At 26.4% G+C, this 19,250-nt stretch carries 17 protein-coding genes and 1 pseudogene; all 18 read right to left on the bottom strand.

Annotated features, from left to right (window positions below; all coding sequences use genetic code 11):
- Positions 1-10: 10 nt before the first annotated feature.
- On the bottom strand, positions 11-1,144 hold the full coding sequence (locus ARA19_RS00845) for an RNA-guided endonuclease InsQ/TnpB family protein (protein WP_055069083.1): 1,134 nt from the start codon (positions 1,142-1,144) through the stop codon (positions 11-13).
- Positions 1,122-1,629, bottom strand: a pseudogene (locus tag ARA19_RS00840) (MerR family transcriptional regulator). Before ARA19_RS00840 ends, ARA19_RS00845 begins: the two are co-directional and overlap by 23 nt.
- Before the next feature lie 328 nt (positions 1,630-1,957).
- A complete protein-coding gene (locus tag ARA19_RS00835) occupies positions 1,958-2,398 on the bottom strand; it encodes a single-stranded DNA-binding protein (RefSeq protein ID WP_055069082.1) in 441 nt (146 codons plus the stop codon).
- A gap of 20 nt (positions 2,399-2,418) precedes the next feature.
- Positions 2,419-3,459, bottom strand: a complete 1,041-nt coding sequence (locus ARA19_RS00830; protein ID WP_055069081.1) for a nucleoid-associated protein — start codon at positions 3,457-3,459, stop codon at positions 2,419-2,421.
- A 65-nt stretch (positions 3,460-3,524) separates the two neighbouring features.
- Entirely contained in the window at positions 3,525-4,343 is an 819-nt protein-coding gene (locus tag ARA19_RS00825) for an ATP-binding domain-containing protein (protein ID WP_055069080.1), read from the bottom strand.
- Positions 4,344-4,394: 51 nt separating this feature from the next.
- Entirely contained in the window at positions 4,395-6,062 is a 1,668-nt protein-coding gene (locus ARA19_RS00820; protein WP_055069079.1) for a helix-hairpin-helix domain-containing protein, read from the bottom strand.
- 174 nt (positions 6,063-6,236) lie between these two features.
- Entirely contained in the window at positions 6,237-6,512 is a 276-nt protein-coding gene (locus ARA19_RS00815; protein ID WP_055069078.1) for a hypothetical protein, read from the bottom strand.
- 239 nt (positions 6,513-6,751) lie between these two features.
- Positions 6,752-7,186: a hypothetical protein gene (locus tag ARA19_RS00810; protein WP_055069077.1), complete on the bottom strand. Its 435-nt coding sequence runs from the start codon at positions 7,184-7,186 to the stop codon at positions 6,752-6,754.
- Positions 7,187-7,200: 14 nt separating this feature from the next.
- On the bottom strand, positions 7,201-7,692 hold the full coding sequence (locus tag ARA19_RS00805; protein ID WP_055069076.1) for a hypothetical protein: 492 nt from the start codon (positions 7,690-7,692) through the stop codon (positions 7,201-7,203).
- 639 nt (positions 7,693-8,331) lie between these two features.
- Positions 8,332-8,394: a hypothetical protein gene (locus ARA19_RS18245; protein WP_084764118.1), complete on the bottom strand. Its 63-nt coding sequence runs from the start codon at positions 8,392-8,394 to the stop codon at positions 8,332-8,334.
- Between the two features lie 271 nt (positions 8,395-8,665).
- Entirely contained in the window at positions 8,666-9,799 is a 1,134-nt protein-coding gene (locus ARA19_RS00800; RefSeq protein WP_423230598.1) for an RNA-guided endonuclease TnpB family protein, read from the bottom strand.
- Between the two features lie 92 nt (positions 9,800-9,891).
- Positions 9,892-10,221, bottom strand: a complete 330-nt coding sequence (locus ARA19_RS00795) for a hypothetical protein (RefSeq protein WP_055069075.1) — start codon at positions 10,219-10,221, stop codon at positions 9,892-9,894.
- A 42-nt stretch (positions 10,222-10,263) separates the two neighbouring features.
- On the bottom strand, positions 10,264-11,052 hold the full coding sequence (locus ARA19_RS00790; RefSeq protein ID WP_055069074.1) for a hypothetical protein: 789 nt from the start codon (positions 11,050-11,052) through the stop codon (positions 10,264-10,266).
- 370 nt (positions 11,053-11,422) lie between these two features.
- Positions 11,423-11,788, bottom strand: coding sequence for a hypothetical protein (locus tag ARA19_RS00780; protein WP_055069072.1), 366 nt, complete (start codon positions 11,786-11,788; stop codon positions 11,423-11,425).
- Positions 11,789-11,961: 173 nt separating this feature from the next.
- Positions 11,962-12,627 (bottom strand): DnaA N-terminal domain-containing protein, encoded by a 666-nt coding sequence (locus tag ARA19_RS00775; RefSeq protein WP_207643330.1) that lies wholly within the window; start codon positions 12,625-12,627, stop codon positions 11,962-11,964.
- Entirely contained in the window at positions 12,552-13,133 is a 582-nt protein-coding gene (locus tag ARA19_RS00770) for a hypothetical protein (protein WP_055069070.1), read from the bottom strand. Before ARA19_RS00770 ends, ARA19_RS00775 begins: the two co-directional genes overlap by 76 nt.
- Positions 13,134-14,014: 881 nt before the next feature.
- Entirely contained in the window at positions 14,015-17,200 is a 3,186-nt protein-coding gene (cas9, locus tag ARA19_RS00765) for a type II CRISPR RNA-guided endonuclease Cas9 (protein WP_242862364.1), read from the bottom strand.
- A gap of 257 nt (positions 17,201-17,457) precedes the next feature.
- A complete protein-coding gene (locus tag ARA19_RS00760) occupies positions 17,458-19,242 on the bottom strand; it encodes a replication initiator protein A (protein WP_055069068.1) in 1,785 nt (594 codons plus the stop codon).
- Between the last annotated feature and the right edge of the window lie 8 nt (positions 19,243-19,250).

Genomic DNA, 19,250 nt, shown 5'->3' with positions numbered 1-19,250 from the left:
TTAGGTGATATTATGCTAATTTATATCGTGAAAGATTAATTGAAGCATTAAAGTCCCTGTCTATCTTTAGTCCACATGAACATTGGTAAATCCTATCCTTTAACTTTAAATCTTTCTTAATAGTTCCACACTTACTACAAGTTTTTGATGATGGATACCACTTATCAGCTTCTACAAACTCTATCCCATAAAATTCACATTTATATTTCATTTTAACTTTAAAATCATATAAACATTGTTCTACAATAGCCTTTGATAAATGACGATTTTTTATCATATTCTTGATATTAAGTGTTTCCATAACAACTCTTGACGGCTTGGCTTTCACTATCTTATTCGTTGCTTGGTGAATATGATTACTTCTTATGTTAGTTAATTTTCTATGAAGTAATCTTATTTGCTTTTCAAGTTTTATAATATTATTAGTCTTTTTAAATTGACAACGGTTTTTCACCTCACTTTCAATTTTATTCATTTCATATTTTCGACTAACTTTTCTTTGTTTTCTCTTTAAGACTTTTTTAAGCCTTTTAATTTCTTTAGTTTTATTGATGTTTTTAAAAGTCATACCATTACTACAAATAGCTAAATCTTTCACCCCAACGTCAATTCCTATGTTTTCACCAGTAAGTTTTACCTTCGGTAGTTCTCTTTCAATTCCTACTGATATATACCAATACTTCCCATCAAAACTGATACGAGGATTGCTATATGTAGTGTTTAAAGGAATTGAATAGGATTTAATATTTACCCAACCTACTTTTTCAATATTTACTGCATTATCCTTAACTTTCAACTTGTAATTATCATTATAAAATGATGGCTTACTCTTTTTTCTACTCTTGAATCTTGGTTTATCGGATACCCCTTTAAAGAACCTTTTATAACTATTACAAGCGTCTTTAACTGCCTGTTTTGCTACATTGTTAGATACTTCGTTCAACCATGTTAATTCTGTTTTCTTTATTTGAGTTATTTCTTTTCTTAAGTCATTATCTGAAATAAACTTACTACCATTTTTATAATTTTCTTCTTGTCTTGCAAGTGTCCAGTTATAAATAAATCTTGCAGTACCAACGGATTGCCATAGCTTTTGTTCTTGAACTTCTGTTGGGTATAATCTAACTTTTTTCGCAAGTATCATCTTCTAACAACTCCTTAATCATCTTCTTAGCTTTATTTGCTCTTTTTCCTTGAAACCTACAACTTATTTGAATTAAATCCTCAACTAATTCTTGTTCTTCCGATTTTTCAGTATTATCAATAATTTCAATAATAGTCCCATACTTATTGCATAGATTTTCTATTAATTCATATCCAAATCTAATTAACCTATCTTTATAAAGAACTACTATTTTGTCAACCTCTGAATTGGTAATCATATCTATTAGTTGATTTAATCCCTTTTTGTTTATGGGAACTAACTCTACAATATCCTATAGTCTTTTTATTTAGTTGCACTTTTGATTTTAAACCTAAGAAATGATTAAGTTGCTCTTGTGAATAATATCTTGTACCACCATTTGTTATATGTGATGGTTTTAAAGTTCCATTTTTATCCTAATTTCTAAGAGTTTGAACAGTTTTGCCTATTTTAGTTGCAACTTCTCCTATTGAGTAATATTTCATGTATTTATCACCTCAATAATATTATCCAACTATATTTATAAGATAATAATATATTTTTATAGATATTTATAGATTTATTTTAACTGTTGTCACCCCTTCCTGTGATATATTTGAATTTTTTATTTACCTTTTTATATCTGAATTATAACATTAATACAGCTTATCTGCTTATATCTAATAGATATCTCTCTAACCATGTATGAAAAACTCTTAACCTGTCTATAATTTAACTATTATAGAAATCTCCTATATTTTATAATATATAAAAAGGACTCCTATTACTGAATTAGGAATCCTTTTTTTAATCACAGTCTTATTAAATTTTTAATTAAAATGGAATATCTCCATCATCAACAGGCATCATATCTTCTCTACTTTCACTTCCAATACTTTCAAAGTTTTCAAGTGCTATTTTTCTTCTTGAATATTCATCTGTTTCATTAGGAGCACCTGCATTACTTGATATAAATTTAAATGTTTCAACTACTACTTCTGTTGTATATCTTTTAGTACCATCCTTCGCTTCGTAACTTCCTGTTCTAATATTACCACTAATAGCTATTTGTTTACCTTTAGTTAAGTATTGTGCTATTGCTTCTCCAGCCTTACCAAAAGCTATGCAATTTATAAAATCAGCTTCTGGTTGCTTGTTTTTTTGTCTAGGTCTGTTAACTGCAACTGTAAATCTAGTAACAGCAGTACCACTACCAGCACTAAATCTTAAATCTGGATCTCTTGTTAATCTTCCTAATAACATTACTTTATTCATCTTATCTTTATCTCCTTAATCTACTTCTCTATAAAGTTTTTAATTCTTTTTATAACTATATTTATAGTTCCATCACCATTTTTGACAACTTCAAACCTATCACTATCATGGTAGGCTTCACTACTCAAATATAAATCTATTTCCTTATCTATATTTAATCTAACTTTCTTAAATTTTTTCTCAATCCACTCTTTGTCTATTTCTATATCTCTTTCAACGCCTTGTGATTCCATAAAAGAATTGAAGTTTTCTTGCATATCTGGTTCATCTTTAAAGACTTCCCTAGCTATTTCATTGACATTTATAGTGTCTTCTACCTTCATTATAGTTTTTATACTATCTCTGACCTCCATAGCCTTAGCAGCATCTTCTACAATGTTATTTCTTGCAAAAGTCTCAGTTGCCTTCATAAAGCTTTTTGTCATATCTCTTTCATTTTGGATAATAGTACACCCTAAATAATTGTTTATAAAGTAGTTAGCACCATAGTCTTCCCCATCTTTTCCCTTCTTTTCTTTATCAATAACCATTAAATCAACAGCTTGATTTTCTCTAATAGGTTTAATGAAAGCACATTTTTGAAGTTTTTGACTTGATGTTGGAAGTTCTATTGCTTGTTCTATTATTCCTATGCCTATCTTTTCATCTATAAAATCAACTTTATGAGTAAAGTTTTTAACATAATCTAATTTTAAAATTCTAAGCATTGGACCATGATCAGTTGAAATATAAACAGTTATTAAATCGCAACTCAGAATATTCCTGTTTGCTCGCATAATATAAAACATCTGTCTAGAAAATTCCTTAGAAATATCAACAATATCAGTATTAACTCCTGTTAAGAATTCTTGTGAAACTTCCTTTACTACATGTCTCTCTGGATTGAATATTGCATATTTAAGTTCTTCATCCTTAAAAGCCTTTTCTATATGCTTATATAAAAATTTGTATATTTCATCACTTAAATCTAATTTATATTCATTTAAAATAGGTTCTTCACCATTATTATCTAATACATTTATTACAGCTTCTACAATGTTAATATCATTTACGTTTTCCATTAACTGCACTCCATTTCTTAACTAACTTTTATACATTAATTATACAATACACCGTATTTTCTTGCTTAAGCTACAACACCATTCCCCTTATCAAAAAATTTTCTATCATCATCAATTGATTTTTTTAATCTATATGATAATCTTGTATATCTATGAATTGCATTATGAGTTCTTATTGCTAAATTAATCGCTTTCTTAGTTCCTACAACACATACAAACTCTCTAGCTCTTGTAATTGCAGTATAGAAGAGGTTATTATCCAAAAGTTTAAAAAATCTCATATCCATTGGTACAATTACAGCTTTCCATGCAGACCCTTGGCTCTTATGAGTAGTCAAAGCAAAACTGTGTTGTAAATCACTAAAATCATCTTCATATAAGCAATAAAATTCATCATATTTAACCATTATTTTTTTAGTTACTTTACCGTCTTGCCCTTTATCTATTTTTATATATTCTATAACCCCAGTTTCACCATTAGTTATTCCACACTGAGTTGTTTTTATAAAGTTATCACCATTCTTTAAGTATTGTTGCATACTATAGTTATTATGAATATTAATAACCTTATCTCCTTCTGTGAAGTAAAGTTCAAACTCTACTGATTTACTAGATTCATCTGGTTTTGCTGAAAACTTAGTTGCTAATATTTTATTTTTATTATCTTTCCCTTTATTATTAAATTCCTTTTGCAGTAAAAAGTTCATCATATAAACTCCTAATGAACCAGTTTTTTGTGGTATTAATATCTGTATATCGTTAAAATCATACCCCTTATTATTAATTAAATTCTTAGCTGCTTGAATAACAGTATTTTGAATACTTCTAATACCTTCTCTCTCTAAGTAAAAAGCATCTTCTGTATCAACCGAATTAGGTATCATTTTGTCTTCTATTATTGCATTAGCATATTTAACTGTACCAGATAAAAGCCCTTATCTTTTTATAACATTTAATATAACAACTCTTAATGTATTAGAATCTATTAAATCTTTTAACACAGCCCCCGGCCCGACAGATGGTAATTGTTTAATATCTCCCATCAATATAACCTTTGAACCTCTTCTTATAGCTTCAAATAATGATTTAGCTAAATTTATATCCAGCATTGAAGATTCATCACAGATTACTATATCTGCATCTAATTTATTATATTCATTATGCTCAAATCCATCTTCTTTCCACCCTAATCCCTTGTGTATTGTAGAACAAGGCATTTTGGTAGCAAGTGATGCTATTTTACTGGCTCTCCCTGTTGGGGCAAAAATAGATATACTTAAAGCTTTATTATGCTTTTCTCTAGCAATTTCCTTAGCAACCTCTAAAACTTTAATTAAGTTGAATGTTTTTCCTGTACCAGCACTACCTAATAATAGATAAAAACCACTCTCTGATGTATTAAAATCTATACAAGCTTTTCTCTGCATTTCTTCTAAGATTATTCCATCTTTTTTTAATATTTTATTTAATACTTTTTCAACATACCCTTTTGAATAAGTATCTTTATAATCAGCTAAATCTTTAACATAATATGCAGTATCAATTTCACTTTTATATAATTTTTTTAAATAGACAAACTCATCTTCCTCTACTACAATTCTTTTTGTCTCATTTAATTCTTCAATAGCCTTTTCTAGTCTTTCTAAAGGGATATTATGTATAGCATATCTATATAATTCTTTAGTCTTTTTCCTACTCTCAGCTTCATATGAATTTATATGTTGTAATAAATCATCATATTGAATAATATATTTATTTTTTTCTCCAATGAAATACTCAAAACTCTCTTGTCCTCTATAAGTGCTTTCAAATCTTTTCATTTCTGTATATTGAAGTTTTATATCCAATAGAGCTTTTACTCTGTCTATTAATATATCCTTTGGTAAATAACAGTGTCCTTCAGAACTAGCCTTTTTAAGTATATAAATTATTCCTTCTTGAATTCTAAATTTATCAGCTGGAGATATTCCTAATTCTCTTGCAACTTTATCACATTTATCGAATCCATATCCTTTAACCTCATTAATTAAAAAATAAGGATTAGTTTCAATTTTAATAATTATATCTTCCTTATAAACATCATATAGTTTTTTAGCTACTCTAGGTGTTAATTCTAATTCTAACAATCTTGCTATTGTATCTTGGCTTTCAAAACAGGATTGTAATTGTTGGCTCCAATTAGTTGCCATTTTTATTCCTACACCTTTAATATCATTAGCTACTTTATCAGGTGTATTTAATAAAACATCTATTGCTTCATCTCCATATGTTTCATATATAATATCAGCTTTACTTTTAAGACCTTTTAGTGTTTTTAAATATGATATTATAGCTTTTTTACTTTTAGGTCTTATTGGAGCTATCTCTTTTACTTTAAAGTCATTTTCACTTTTAAAACTAGAAATAATACCTTTAACTTTATATTGGTGCTTAATATTCAAAGGAGTTATAAAAACACCTTTAATTCTAAACTCATGTCCTTTTTCATTTTTAACTATATATATGCTCCAACCATTTTCATCTCTATAAATTTCTTTCACAGGAATAACAACATCTTTATGTTCTGTTCCTATTGCAAATTTATTTAAATACGAATTGCTCATATTTGTTATAACTCCCTTCTCTTATACTAAAAATACTATTAATAGTATAATATACCTTTACTACTTTTGCTTTCTGTGAATATCTTTCATTTAATATAATAAAAGATATAAAAAAAAGACTAATAATAGGTAATACCCTCATTAGTCTACTAACTTAATTTAATTATTTTTATATTATAATCGAGGTGTACAAGCTAATAAATGATACTCATATTCATCTTCCATATAATCGAAAACAGTATCTAAATCAGTGTGTGTATATTCCTCATATTCTTCACTTGTTACTAAATTCATTCTGCTAAGTAAATGTTTCTTTCTATATTCACTCACCACTTCAATAGCTTCATCCCTTGTATTACAAATTGCACATAGATTAGTTTCTACACCTTCTCCCATAGTACAAATTGTTTCCATTACTGCATATTTACCTGTATTTTTATTTCTCGCCATATATCTATTCTCCACTTCTTTTTATCTTTTGAATTAATGTAATTTTAGGAAAATATTATATATTTTCCCTACACTTATATTATAACTCTAAATCATTTATCTTGCTTATTTCTAAGAAGTAGCTAAGATTTTCACCTATTTCAAATTAATAAAAAAACTGATTATAAAACAGAGGTTTTCTCTTCTTTATAATCAGTTCTACTAGCTCTTTTCTTTTTTATTTTTTTAACTAACCAAAATCAAAATATTATAATCAAAATTTCTTCTTGTTTTTTACTATATTCTTCATACTCTTTATCATTCATTGTATATTCATCTTTTAAGATTTTAGACTCTTTACAGTCCTTATGGAATTTTTCATATGTTTCTCCAGCTTCAGCATAAATCATACATTCCAAAAGGTCCAATGCTGCTGCCACTATAACATTTAAAGGTTTCATCATTTCCTTATATGACTTTATTGTATTAATATAAGGATAAGGTGATACCCAATCAATCATTATTATTATATGGAGTATCTTTATTTTTTCACTCACTATTATTTGAGCTATTTTATATTTATCATCTCGGCTCACAACCTCATCTATGCTTGTATCTTCTATATTCTCATTATACGAATATTCTTCTTTATACTTATCTCTTAATTCTTCTAAGAAATCTAATAATTTTTTCATTTGTTTCATCCTTTTTAATTAATTTCGCTAATGTACTTTACCGATTTTTCTATCTTCCTGTTTTTATCTCGAATTATATAAACCATTAAATTATTGTCCAAATATGCGTCTAATTCAAATAAGCTTATCCATTCTATTTTAACAGAAATACCTGGATAATTTTTTATATTTATTAATTCATCTTTCCTTTCTTGTCTGTGAACACATAAAAACTCACTAGGATTTTTTAATCTAAAATCTATGTAGTTATTATATCTTTCATAGGCTTTTAAAAGTGCTTTTCTTTCACTAAAATGTCTCCCTTGATATTTTTCATATTCATTAAGTATTCCAGATTCTAAATTCCCATAATAACTTTTTTGGGCTAAATCCATTGCATCTTTATTATATTGAAGTTCATCTCCCAAACTATCTTTTTCAAAGTTTCTAAAAAAGTATTCAAACTCTTTAAGGGTATCAATTTTTTTTAATTTAGAATTACTCCTATCATTTAACACTTTCAACATAAAGCTACCCTCCCTTTAATTTCTAGTATGTAATTCACAGGATATAATTTAGTATCAAATAAGTTATTCTTTTAAAATAAAAAAGAGCTAATCAAATACCTCATGATTAACTCTTTTCTATGCTTAAAACATCAATTTGAATATTAAATATAGGATTTTAATTTATTTTATATGGGATGTTTAAATTGTTTAAATTTATACAAAGAGCAGTTTATCGTATAAATTTATAACAATTTATTTAATGACGAAAAACTTAAAAATTGTATTGTCCAAATACAACTCTATAATTATTTTTCCTATACCTAATATCAATATTTTCCTCACACACTTATTTTACCATATTTTATTTTTTCTTACTTATTTTTACTTATCACTTAATTATTGCAATAAAAAAAGAGTATAAAGTCTACTAAATATAGAATCTGTTATACTCTTTAAATTATTATCATTATCATTTCAATTGATAATAATTCTCTTTTATTGTTTGTAAATATAATATTTTATAAAGATACTTTCTTTCCACTCTAAAACTCCATAAAAAGTATTTTTGTATAACAACATAAATAACACCTCTAATGAAAAATAAAAGCTGTAAATCGACAATAGATGGTATATATGATGTTTCATGTTAAATTTAAACTAATATTTATTATTAATCACTTTATTTACAGTAGCAACACTTATGTTAAATTCTTTAGCAATTTGTCTCTGACTTAATCCTGCTCCATGACTTTTTTAATTTTTTCTTGTTCTTCAATTGAAACTATTTTATTATGTTTTTTCTTAAATTTCTGTAATTCCTCATAACTATTTTTCAGCATTTCATATTCATCCTGGTCAACTACTCACCACTTAGCTTCGCTTGAAGTGGGAGCTTGTAACTCTACTACACGAGGTACCAATAGATAATATCCTCCCTCCTCAAACGTAGGTTACATTATACGCTGATTGACAGTAGCGTAAGTAGAAGAGTTTACTCAACTACTTCTTTGGACTGGCTTTCAATATATTGTATACCTTTATTCCAAATATTCATTGCTCCTATCCTATCATCATTAGATGTATAAGAGCAGTTTTTACAACAGAATATGTGTTGTTTTTTGTTTCTGTTAGCTTTTTCAATATGCCCACATTTAGGGCACATTTGAGAAGTCCACTTCGGACTTACAGCTATAACAATTGAGTTATTCATCTGTGCCTTATATTCAAGATATTGCCTAAACTGATAGAAAGCCCAAGAAACAGAAACATATCTGTTATTAATATTTACTTTTTCAGTAGAGTTTCTAATTCCTGTTAAATCTTCAAGTACAAATAATGTATTTGCACCATATCGGTCAACGAGTGCCTTGGTGATAGAGTGGTTTAAATCACTTATCCAACGGTTTTCTCTTGAACCTATTGATTTGATTCTTCTTTTAGCAGATTTAGTTCCTCTCATTTGTAGGTTTTTTCTTAATATTTTGTAGTGTCCTCTTTTTTGTTTAACTTGCTTTCCACTAAAGAAAGTAGTCTTACCAAAACTGTCATAGACAGTAGCCACAAAATTAATTCCAAGGTCGATTCCTACAATTTTATTAATTTCAAATGGCGTAGTTTGTTGATATCCTTTAGTCATTGGAATGTGCAAAAAGTATTTTTTATATTTATATACAAGTTTAGCTGTTCCAAAACTATAAGAACCATCAAAATATTTCTCCATTCCTTTAGTTTCATATGGTATTTTTAATCTACCATTTAAACTATTTATAGAGAAATTACCAAGTTTAAGAGAATAATCTCTATTAAAAACAAGGTCATATTCTAAATTTTTAAACTGTACTAAAGTAAATTCATGTCCATTAGACTTATTGGTTTTATATTTAGCAATTACAGTTTTCATTACTGATTGAGCCATTTGAGATTTAAGGCCAAACTGCTCTCTAAGATAAGTATAAGTTGCTTTATTTAATTCAGATTGCTTTAAGCAATTATTCTCATAGACATATTTAGAGATGTAATTAAGTGCTTTTCTAATTTGTACCATAGTTTGTATTAAACACTCTATTTGTTCATCAGTAGGTTTAATTTGTATTTTAGAAGTAGTTGTTATTTCTATAATACTCAACCCCTTTCACTAAATTAATTATAATACTATTTTTAGTGAAAGTAAATAAGAAATATTAAATAAAAAGGATGTTTGAGGAAGAATTGGAAGAGTTATCGTTTAGCTAAAGCTACGAGCAATTCCTCCCCCACTTGTAGAAGTGGAAGTATCCTTGCAATTTTTAGATGAACAGTTACGTAATTACCTAACTTCACACTTTTATCTTCTATTTCAAATACACTTTTTTTTATTCTTCCACTCTTTCCTTTATGATTATTAAACTCAGTAATAAACTCACTTTGCTTATCATCATGAGCAATAACTAACCTAACATCACTATATTTAACTAAGTTTAGTATAAGTTCTTCAATGTTTTTACCACTATAAATTACATCAATTTTTTTCTTATCTTCTTTCTTAATTTCTTCTGTTTCAAAAAACATTTCAATTCCTCTCCTTAAATTCTTACTCTCTTAACTTGTATATTACATAGATTTAAGTAAACTTACTAAGCAACCTTTATACTGCTCTAAATTTGATTTGTTTAAGGCTCTCTGAAAATTCCTTCTTATGCTAGCAGGTTTTAAATTGCATATGGGAGCTACTTCTCCAAATAATTCAATCATATCTTTATGTAATTTAATTATTTCATCTGTTAATTCTATTTTTTTAATATATCCATCTAAAAATAAAAAAAGATTATTATTTCTTATATAAATATCACTCATTTTTATTTTAGGTAAATCTGAAATCTTAACTTTTAAATTCTTAATGATTTTTAAGTATAATCTACATCTAGGTGAACATTCTTTAAGTATTTTGGTGTAGTCTTCTGATTTCATACGCTCAATATTATTAGCATTATATGTAAAATCAAACTTAGAAATATAATCAACTTTATATTTAAAATTAAATATATCCCCATATGTAACTTGCATAATATTTATTATTTTGCCCAATCTTACTCCAATGTGATTATATGTTATTTCTGATACAGTATTTCTTTTAAATCCCAAATAATTTTCAAAATCTTTTAATTCAATATCAGATATAACTCTTACTTCCTCATTATTATTTAAAATAAATTTTAAAAAATTAATGAAGGTCTCTCTTAAATTTCTAATTGTATTATCTGAATACAATTCTGTTTTATGAAATAAATTCCTATTATTCTTTTCAGTTCTCTTTTCAAATGTTTTTGAGTTTATCATTGCAAAATCAAATGCTAATAAAATATTTTCATAAACTCCTAATTTATTCTTGCTTTTTTCCACAGTTCATACCTCTCATTAATTCTTGTAATTAATAACTTCTTAAAAAAATTTTCCCTATATATTTTATTTTTATTTAAAATTCTTATGAAATATTTTCTTACTGTTGTCTTGCGTTTAGATAATATAAAACGACTCTCTAAAGTGAAGTCTGCTAAATTTTTAAAATGCTTTTTAGTAATATTATCAACTTCAAAAATCCTATAAATAAAATCCTTTATATAAATATAAATTGTATTCTCTCTAACAATTATATTTAAATCATCTAAACACTCTATATACTTATATTCTAATTCACAATAGTATAAAAAATTTAAAATGTTGAAATACTCATCATTCAAAAAAGTTTTTAAATTAAATATATAAGATTTATCTAAAGCTTCAAGATTTTCAGTGAAATTATCATGCAAATTATATGAGAAATACAACTTAGTATGGTAATTATATTTATAATATTTTCAACCCTTAATAAAGATATGCCTATCTTAGTTGCTTGTTCTACTCCATTTTCTATTTTCTTTAAATCAATAAAATCTTTAAAATGTTTTAGATTAATTTGTGATATATTTTTTATATTGTAATTAGATGCAATAAACCTAGCAAATTCTTTACTATATTCGATTAATCTATTTAAATTTCCATCTTTATTATCTAAATTTCCATCATACAAATTACCTATATAACATTCATAATTCTCTCTAATTCCAAATTCAAATTGTAATTCTAAATCATTAATCACTTTTTTTCTTTTGTAACCTCCATAAATTTAAAATTAATAAAACTATATTTTTTTCGTAGCTATAACACTTATTCGATTTTATAATACTACAATTTTTATACTACATCTTATTTTAGCTAGCCTTATATTGTTTTAGCTTCTATATTATCCTGCTTTACTTTATTGCATAATAATTAACAATTACTTACTAACTTAATTCTTCCATTTATTTCGTTTTTAATTAAAGCTAGTTTAATTAAGTTTAAATAGTCTTTTTTAATTTTATCTCTATGGAATGATCTTAATGTTTTTATAATAACAGCTCCATCTTTTTCTACTATTTGAAGAGGTTCAATCCAGGTGTTGAATTTTAATTCCCCTAGTTCATTTTTTAAATATTCCTTAACGAAATCTAAACTTCTAGCTCCTGTCATATCAAATTCACAGTCTGTAATTTCATCATAATATGTCATATCATCAATTGCATTATTAACTATTGTATTGCTAACTATTTCAACACTTTCTTTTTCCTCTGTGATTTTTAAATTACTTTTAGAAGCATGATATTCCTCTAAGAACATCTTTAAATCTTCAGGAGAATGTATGTTATTATTTTTAAAATTTTCAATAGCTTTATTAAAACCAGCCCAACTTTTTGTTCTGATTGATGATTGGTATTCAATTAATGCTAATACAAACTCCTTACTTTCTGATGATATAAATTTCATAAATTTTTCTCTAGTAGTCTTTTTTAATTCACAGATATTTTCTTCAAAAGTTTTTATCAAATCAGTATTACTACTACTAAGAGAAATCTTTGTAGAAGTCTTTGTAGAAGTCTCTGGTATTGGTTCTGCCAATTTGGTTGTATGGTATCTACACATTCTAAAGTGGCATTATCACTAGTTTTAGCAAGTTTATTAGATTTTTCTTTTTTTGCTAAAACACTTTTTTTAGCTGCTTCACTTCTTTTCTTAGATAAAATTTCTTTTTTACTTAATCTCATTTCAGCAACTTCTAGTAACTTATCATAATTTATAGAATACCATTTGGTTTTATCACCTTTCATCTTATTGAACATATTACTTATAAGCAGCCCTTCATTTTCTAGAGCTTTAAGAATTCTTTCTATTGTTCTAAGAGAAAGGAAATCAAATTCTTCTTTATGCCATTTTTTCACACTATTAAAAGTCCAGTATCTTCCCTCTATAAAATTATTATTCTTTTTCTCATTGATCTTTAACCAATAATGTATTTGTTGAAAAATCACAGCCTCTTTAAGACCTAAACACTTAGCCAATTTACGATTTATGGTTATTGGTTCGTTATTGAATAATAACTCCTCTACCTTTAAACTTTTGCTCATAATAAACACCTCTACACTTTGGAATTATAAAAAAATAAACATCAAGTAGATTAATATTAATCACCTGATGTTTACTTTGTTTAAATCTTCCATATATAGGTTACGTGATATATCTTCTATACAAAAAAGGTTATAATTAAAGCAAAATTTACCATTTTGAATCAAAATATATTCTAAAATCTCAGAAAAATTAGAAAACTTAGCTATTGTCTATTGTATTTTTCTTTCTTTTACTATAGAATATAATTGATTAAATAATACAATATAATTACTTAATAAGTGGTATTATTAGGTGATTAAATACTTCTACGAAAGTACTTGGGGTCCAATCTAAGTGCTTTTATTTTTTTATGATATAATTATAGCAAGTAAATATATAAAAATCCATAAATATAAAATTTATTGTTTTTTTTGTATATTTTTCATATTAAAGAACAAAAAGAAGGTTTTTCTGAAATAATTTGAATGATTTATTGGAATTTATTTAAATTATTTTATTTTTATTGATAAATTTATTAGGGCAATATTGAAATTCAATTTATTCCTTTTTTAAGAAAACAATGTTATTTTTGATAAATACATAAAATATTTTTAATATAATACGTAATATGATATAAAAAAGTTGCGAAAATACCGTAACGTTATGTTATAATAGTTGAGTAAATAGGTACAAGGGAATGTGGTTATAGTTCCTAGTAATTTCTCGATATGCTATAATATAAAAGAATAGTACCAATACAGATCAGAGTTATAGTTCCTATTAATTTCTCGATATGCTATAATAGGAACAATGAAAGCCCTTGTAATCACTTAGATTCAAGGGCTTTTTTTATCCTAAAAATATCTTTATTAACCTAAATATATATTTTTTTATATATTTTTTATAACTTTATTTTATAATAATTCCCCAAAACATCAACTTCATATTTATTGAATTCAGCAACTCCTACTTTAATTCCTATTCTTGATTTTTCAGAAGAATCATGGGCTTTTATTGCAATTGCACTAGTTGATCTATCAAAACCATCAAAATACCCAAAAAAAGTTCCCTTTTTGATGAACTTCACCTCTATTAAATCATTTCTATATATTGAAAATTTAAATTTATAGCTTTCATCTAGTAATTCCCAATCCTCTTCTGGTTTATTAGCAACTACTGCCATTTTAGGTATCTCTCCTGATGATATCTGATATCTATAAACAGGCACAGTATAATATTTATCATCCTTATAATAAATATCAACTCTAACAAGCCCCTGTTTAGCTACCATTCCATTAGCCTTTTTTAATTCAAACCCATCCTTAAATGGAAGTTTTGCTTTTACTTTTATAGACCTTACAACAGGACCTAATTCTCCATTTTTAGTTGGCTTTCTAAATTCTTCTGTGAAAGCTTTCTTGCCATCATAATTAGCTGCTTCCATTCTAGCTATTATAGAATCATAAAGCTTTTTATCAGTTTTATAATTATAAATATTCTCTAAATCTTTCTTAGTTAAATCTGATAAATTCTTTTTAGTTATATATTTTCCATCTTTGAAAGATTTTTTTGAATAGATAGTTTCTTCAAACAATGCCCCCTTAACCTTCCTGTTAGGAACTCTTGATACAAAAATAGGTCTTAAACTTTTCTCTATAAATTCTTCATCATAAGTTTTTATATTGTTATTTTTTAGTTCCTCTTTGGGATTGTTGGATAATCTTAAAAGAAGTTCTTCTTTAAATTCATCCCAAGGTTTAGGAAATTTTTCTTTCAATACATCTTTATATTCTTCAATATTAATTTCCTTACCTGTCTCAATATCAATATATTTAACTTGTTGAGCTAGCCAGTTAAGTTCATGAGCTTTACTATGCCTAGAAATCTTATTTATTAATCCTCGTGTAGCTACAGCTACTACTGTAGCATCTAAAGCATGATGTTTGTCCCCCTCTTCTCTAACCTTCATTAAGCCCCATCTTAATCTTAAATAAGCTGTTGCCATTCCATTTATCATTATAACTTTTTGTTTGCTTTTATAAATATCAGATTTTTTAAATTCTAATTTATTATTTATATAATTAGCTATAAACTTAGAAATATATTGAGTATCTTGAATATTTCTAATATTCATCTCTTCCTTAGAATTTTTTCTATTAAGAAGATTTAATTTCTTTTTATAATCTAATCCACTATTCACTACCCACTGTTCAAAATTACTCCACTTTTCAATATCATGTCCAAAGTATTCATATGGAATTCTATTACTTTTATTTCGATTTTCAGAACATAAAACTAAAACTTTATTAGATAAACTATTATCAAATGACCTACTAAATGGAATAATATGATCAATCTCACAAAATCCATCTTCAAATAAATTATTAATTGTTATTTCATTTTGAGTGTAAGCACATTTCCCTTTTTGTTCTTCCCATAATCTATATTTTAGTATTTCAGAAGAGGTAGGTTCTTTTTTTAATAAAGTTTTAATTTCCTCTTTTAGACTTTGACTCTTTTCTCTATTTTTTATTTGTTTCTTTTTAATTTTATCTCTATCTTTAACGCTTTTAGCCAATTCTCTTGAAAGCTCTATGTTTATACCTATTGGTGAGCCATACTTATCTATAATGCTATTAATAACTTTTCTACTTTGAGCTAATGACCTATTAACTACTGGGTTAATTATTTCATCTATATTAATCACAGGAAGTTTTTTATACTTTTCACCTTTATAAATATTTCTAAAGTCATATCCAGCTATTTCACACGCTTCATTGTATTGTAATCCATCCTTCATAAAAGGCAATATTTTTTCTATTGCATATACAGATAAATTCATAAATTTAGTAAATGTTAAATCTAAAGTAGCATCAATAATATCATCTGGAACACCTCTTAATTTTAGCTGCTCTGAAATTTCATTATCACTTTTTCCCAAGGTAATAACATAAGCTATATTATTTAGCATTTCTCTATTGTCTTTTACTGAGTTCCAAAGTTCCTTACCACCGTATTCTTCTATTCCGGTTTTTATTTCATAATAGCCCTTCATAGCAATAAATTTTGTGTTTTCAGTTTTATTAATATCCTTATCTGTACTATAAGTTAATGTGGAAAATCTTTCGTTATCTTTAATATCCAGTAGCTTTCTTAATCTTGAATATTTAATTTCCTTTTTATTAAAGGCTTCCTTGATTATAAGTTCCCTTTCATCTTCTGTGAGTTTTCTTTTTGCTCCTTTATTTATAATTGATAATTTATTCACATTATCATATAATATAAATTCTTCTGCTGATATTGAATTCTTAGGTGCTCTTTTAAGTTCCTTTTCAAAAGTGCAATTACCTACTAATTTTTCTAGCTGCTCAAATTTAGAATAAGGTCTTTGAGAATTAAATATCTCTAAATACTTTTCTTCTAACTCATTACTTATCAATTTATTACCCAAATCCCTTTGGGTTTTAAATAAAAATTCAATTTCTTCTACAATCATATCTCTTGATACTGACATTAAATGTTCACCAGCTTTATTTCTAAAGCCAGCATACTTATCTTCTGAAGATTTAACCTTATTATAAATAAATTCTCCTATAGTTCTAGCATTAGTTTCGATCATTCCCTGCTTATTACTATTTATATCATTTAAAAGAACACTAATCTCTTTGTCACTTCGTTCACTTTTCCTATTTGATTTAAAGCCCCGTCTTTTAGCAAAAGTAATTAGAAGTTTAGCCAATTCCTTATTACTTAAAACTTCATCAAGTCCTTTTATTCTTGCTTCCCATACATCCGTAACACTTCTATCATTATAAAGATTTTCAAGTTCAGTTTGACTTATAACTCCTGTATCAATAAGTAGTTTCCTTACTCTTTTTATTCTATGAGTTTTTCTTCTTAAAACTCTTCTCCTGCCTCTTGCTATTCTTCTTTGTGTTGCTAAGGATTCGCCTGTTTTTGGATTTTCTCCTAAGCTAAAAATTCTAACCCCTAAATCCTCTATTCTATCTTTGTCTAAATTTATCACAGACCATCCTACTGAAGTAATCCCAATGTCTAACCCTAACCTATAATTTATGTCTTTCATAAGCATTTTCTCCTCTATATAAAAAAGATACCCCTACTCCTAAGAATATCTCATCTTAGAGAATAGGGGCTACTTTACGACTTTACGTCTTGTTATAGTAACTAATAATTTCTCGATATGCTATAAACATTTATTAGTTTTCTATATTATACAATAACATTTTTAGGGTGTAAATAGTCCAAATTTAACCAATTTTTAATAAAATGTAAACTTTTTATGTATTTTTTTATATTTTTATTTAAATTTTCCTTATATTTTTATTCTATTTTCCCATTTATGTATTGTACTTTAAATTCTTGATATTCCATAAATTTTCTATAAAGTCTACTTTCTTTAATAAACATTTCTTTAAAAATTTCAGACTCTTCTCTTTCAATCTGAAACTTTTCCCATTTATCAATACTTTTTAGTATGGATTCTTTATCTTTATCTGAAGTAGCACTATTATAAACTCTTTTTTGAGATTTAATCCTATCAGCACAAACTAATTCTATATTAGATAGAATTGATTCTCTCATTGTGTTATAAACATATTCCTCATCTTCTAAAAACTCTTTTAATTGCTCCTCAATATATTTATCAAAAGCTTTTTTTATAACTTTTTCATCAATCCCAGTTTTTATGCCTTCCTTCAACTTGTAATCCTCTATAAACTCAACTATTTCTGGATTAGTCTTTTCTACATTTACCATGTTTCCATTTTCGCCTGGCGTAATTGCAAAAACAAAAAATCCAGCAGGGTTTTTTGTCTTTCCTTTTTGGATATTATCTTTAATAAATAAAATATATTTAGCCAATTCATATTTAGAATGTTGGGCCATTAAAGAAGAAATCTTTTTATCATTAATACCTAAGTCAATTAATTCTTTCTTTATATCCTTTGGAAACTCTAATTTTATTCCCTCATTCTCATTAGATTCATCCTCTTGTTTTGGAGGTTCAATCTTTTTCTTCTTATCCTTTTCTAATTCATCTATAATTTCTTTTTTAGTTCCCTTAAAGATAATATAGAGTGCATTTTCTTTAATACCATTGACTAATATTTCATTTCCAAAGAAGTAATCACTAATAATATTCCTTTTTACTAAGTCATTTAGTGGATTTTTAAGTTTTCTCTTCAGCTCACTTGGATAAGTATATTCAAGGGGCAACTTCTGAGATAATCTCTCGAAGCTTCTTTTTATATGTGTCTTTCTATACATATTTCCTGTGATATAAGAGTATAACCTTCTTGTTAAACCACTTTTCAAACTATAATATATATCATCATCTAAAAATTTTATATAATTATATGTTAAATTATCCATAACTAAGTTTCCAAAGATAACTTCACATTTATCTGCAAGAGAAACACCTTTATGATTTTTCACTTCAGCCAATTCATAATCTGCTATTAAAGAAATAGTTTTAGTTTTAGAAACTGTATATTCCCTTTTTTTCTTATCATAAAAAGCCCCACTTCCTAAGCTATAAAAACTAACAGCTTTAAGTTCTTGAATTGAATCTTTTATCCTACCATATATTGTCCCAGAGTTTGGCAACCTCATGTATTTGCATACATCAGATATTTTAAATCTAAGACGATTTTCAGGCATATGATATATCTTATTACCTTTATCATCACTACCATGCTTAATAGGGCTGTTTTGTTTTATATAAAGACCAATTAGAGCATAATAAACATCCATAGCAAATTGTCCAGGCAATTTGAAAGCTGATATTGCTAAGATTTCTCTATCATTCCCTTTACTATCAGTCCATGAAAGAAACTCCATTTTAGTGTCAGCAGAAGCTACTTTTTCTATAATCTCTCTAGCACTTTTACTTAATGATGGATCATCAAGCCAGTTAGCAACAGTTTTAACTTTTCTCGAATTACCATATCTACACATTGGATTTTCAATCATATTAATATCCATTATGAAATTTTCATTTAAATCTTTTTTATTATAAATCTCAACTGCATATTCATTTTCATAAACTTCAATTAAATCTTCATTCTCATAAATCACAAGTTCCTTATTATCATTCTCACCATTCATATATCAAT

The organism is Clostridium massiliamazoniense, assembly GCF_001403635.1.
GTDB lineage: Bacteria > Bacillota > Clostridia > Clostridiales > Clostridiaceae > Sarcina > Sarcina massiliamazoniense.
Note: the sequence above shows the minus strand (reverse complement) of the source record. Positions and strands in the feature narration are given on the sequence as shown.

What these genes read in the sequence shown, in the direction of transcription:
- ARA19_RS00845 (WP_055069083.1), bottom strand. Translation starts at nt 1,144, where the DNA reads ATGATACTTGCGAAAAAAGTTAGATTATACCCAACAGAAGTTCAAGAA.
- ARA19_RS00835 (WP_055069082.1), bottom strand. Translation starts at nt 2,398, where the DNA reads ATGAATAAAGTAATGTTATTAGGAAGATTAACAAGAGATCCAGATTTA.
- ARA19_RS00830 (WP_055069081.1), bottom strand. Translation starts at nt 3,459, where the DNA reads ATGGAAAACGTAAATGATATTAACATTGTAGAAGCTGTAATAAATGTA.
- ARA19_RS00825 (WP_055069080.1), bottom strand. Translation starts at nt 4,343, where the DNA reads ATGATACCTAATTCGGTTGATACAGAAGATGCTTTTTACTTAGAGAGA.
- ARA19_RS00820 (WP_055069079.1), bottom strand. Translation starts at nt 6,062, where the DNA reads ATGAGCAATTCGTATTTAAATAAATTTGCAATAGGAACAGAACATAAA.
- ARA19_RS00815 (WP_055069078.1), bottom strand. Translation starts at nt 6,512, where the DNA reads ATGGCGAGAAATAAAAATACAGGTAAATATGCAGTAATGGAAACAATT.
- ARA19_RS00810 (WP_055069077.1), bottom strand. Translation starts at nt 7,186, where the DNA reads ATGAAAAAATTATTAGATTTCTTAGAAGAATTAAGAGATAAGTATAAA.
- ARA19_RS00805 (WP_055069076.1), bottom strand. Translation starts at nt 7,692, where the DNA reads ATGTTGAAAGTGTTAAATGATAGGAGTAATTCTAAATTAAAAAAAATT.
- ARA19_RS00795 (WP_055069075.1), bottom strand. Translation starts at nt 10,221, where the DNA reads ATGTTTTTTGAAACAGAAGAAATTAAGAAAGAAGATAAGAAAAAAATT.
- ARA19_RS00770 (WP_055069070.1), bottom strand. Translation starts at nt 13,133, where the DNA reads ATGAGCAAAAGTTTAAAGGTAGAGGAGTTATTATTCAATAACGAACCA.
- cas9 (WP_242862364.1), bottom strand. Translation starts at nt 17,200, where the DNA reads ATGAAAGACATAAATTATAGGTTAGGGTTAGACATTGGGATTACTTCA.
- ARA19_RS00760 (WP_055069068.1), bottom strand. Translation starts at nt 19,242, where the DNA reads ATGAATGGTGAGAATGATAATAAGGAACTTGTGATTTATGAGAATGAA.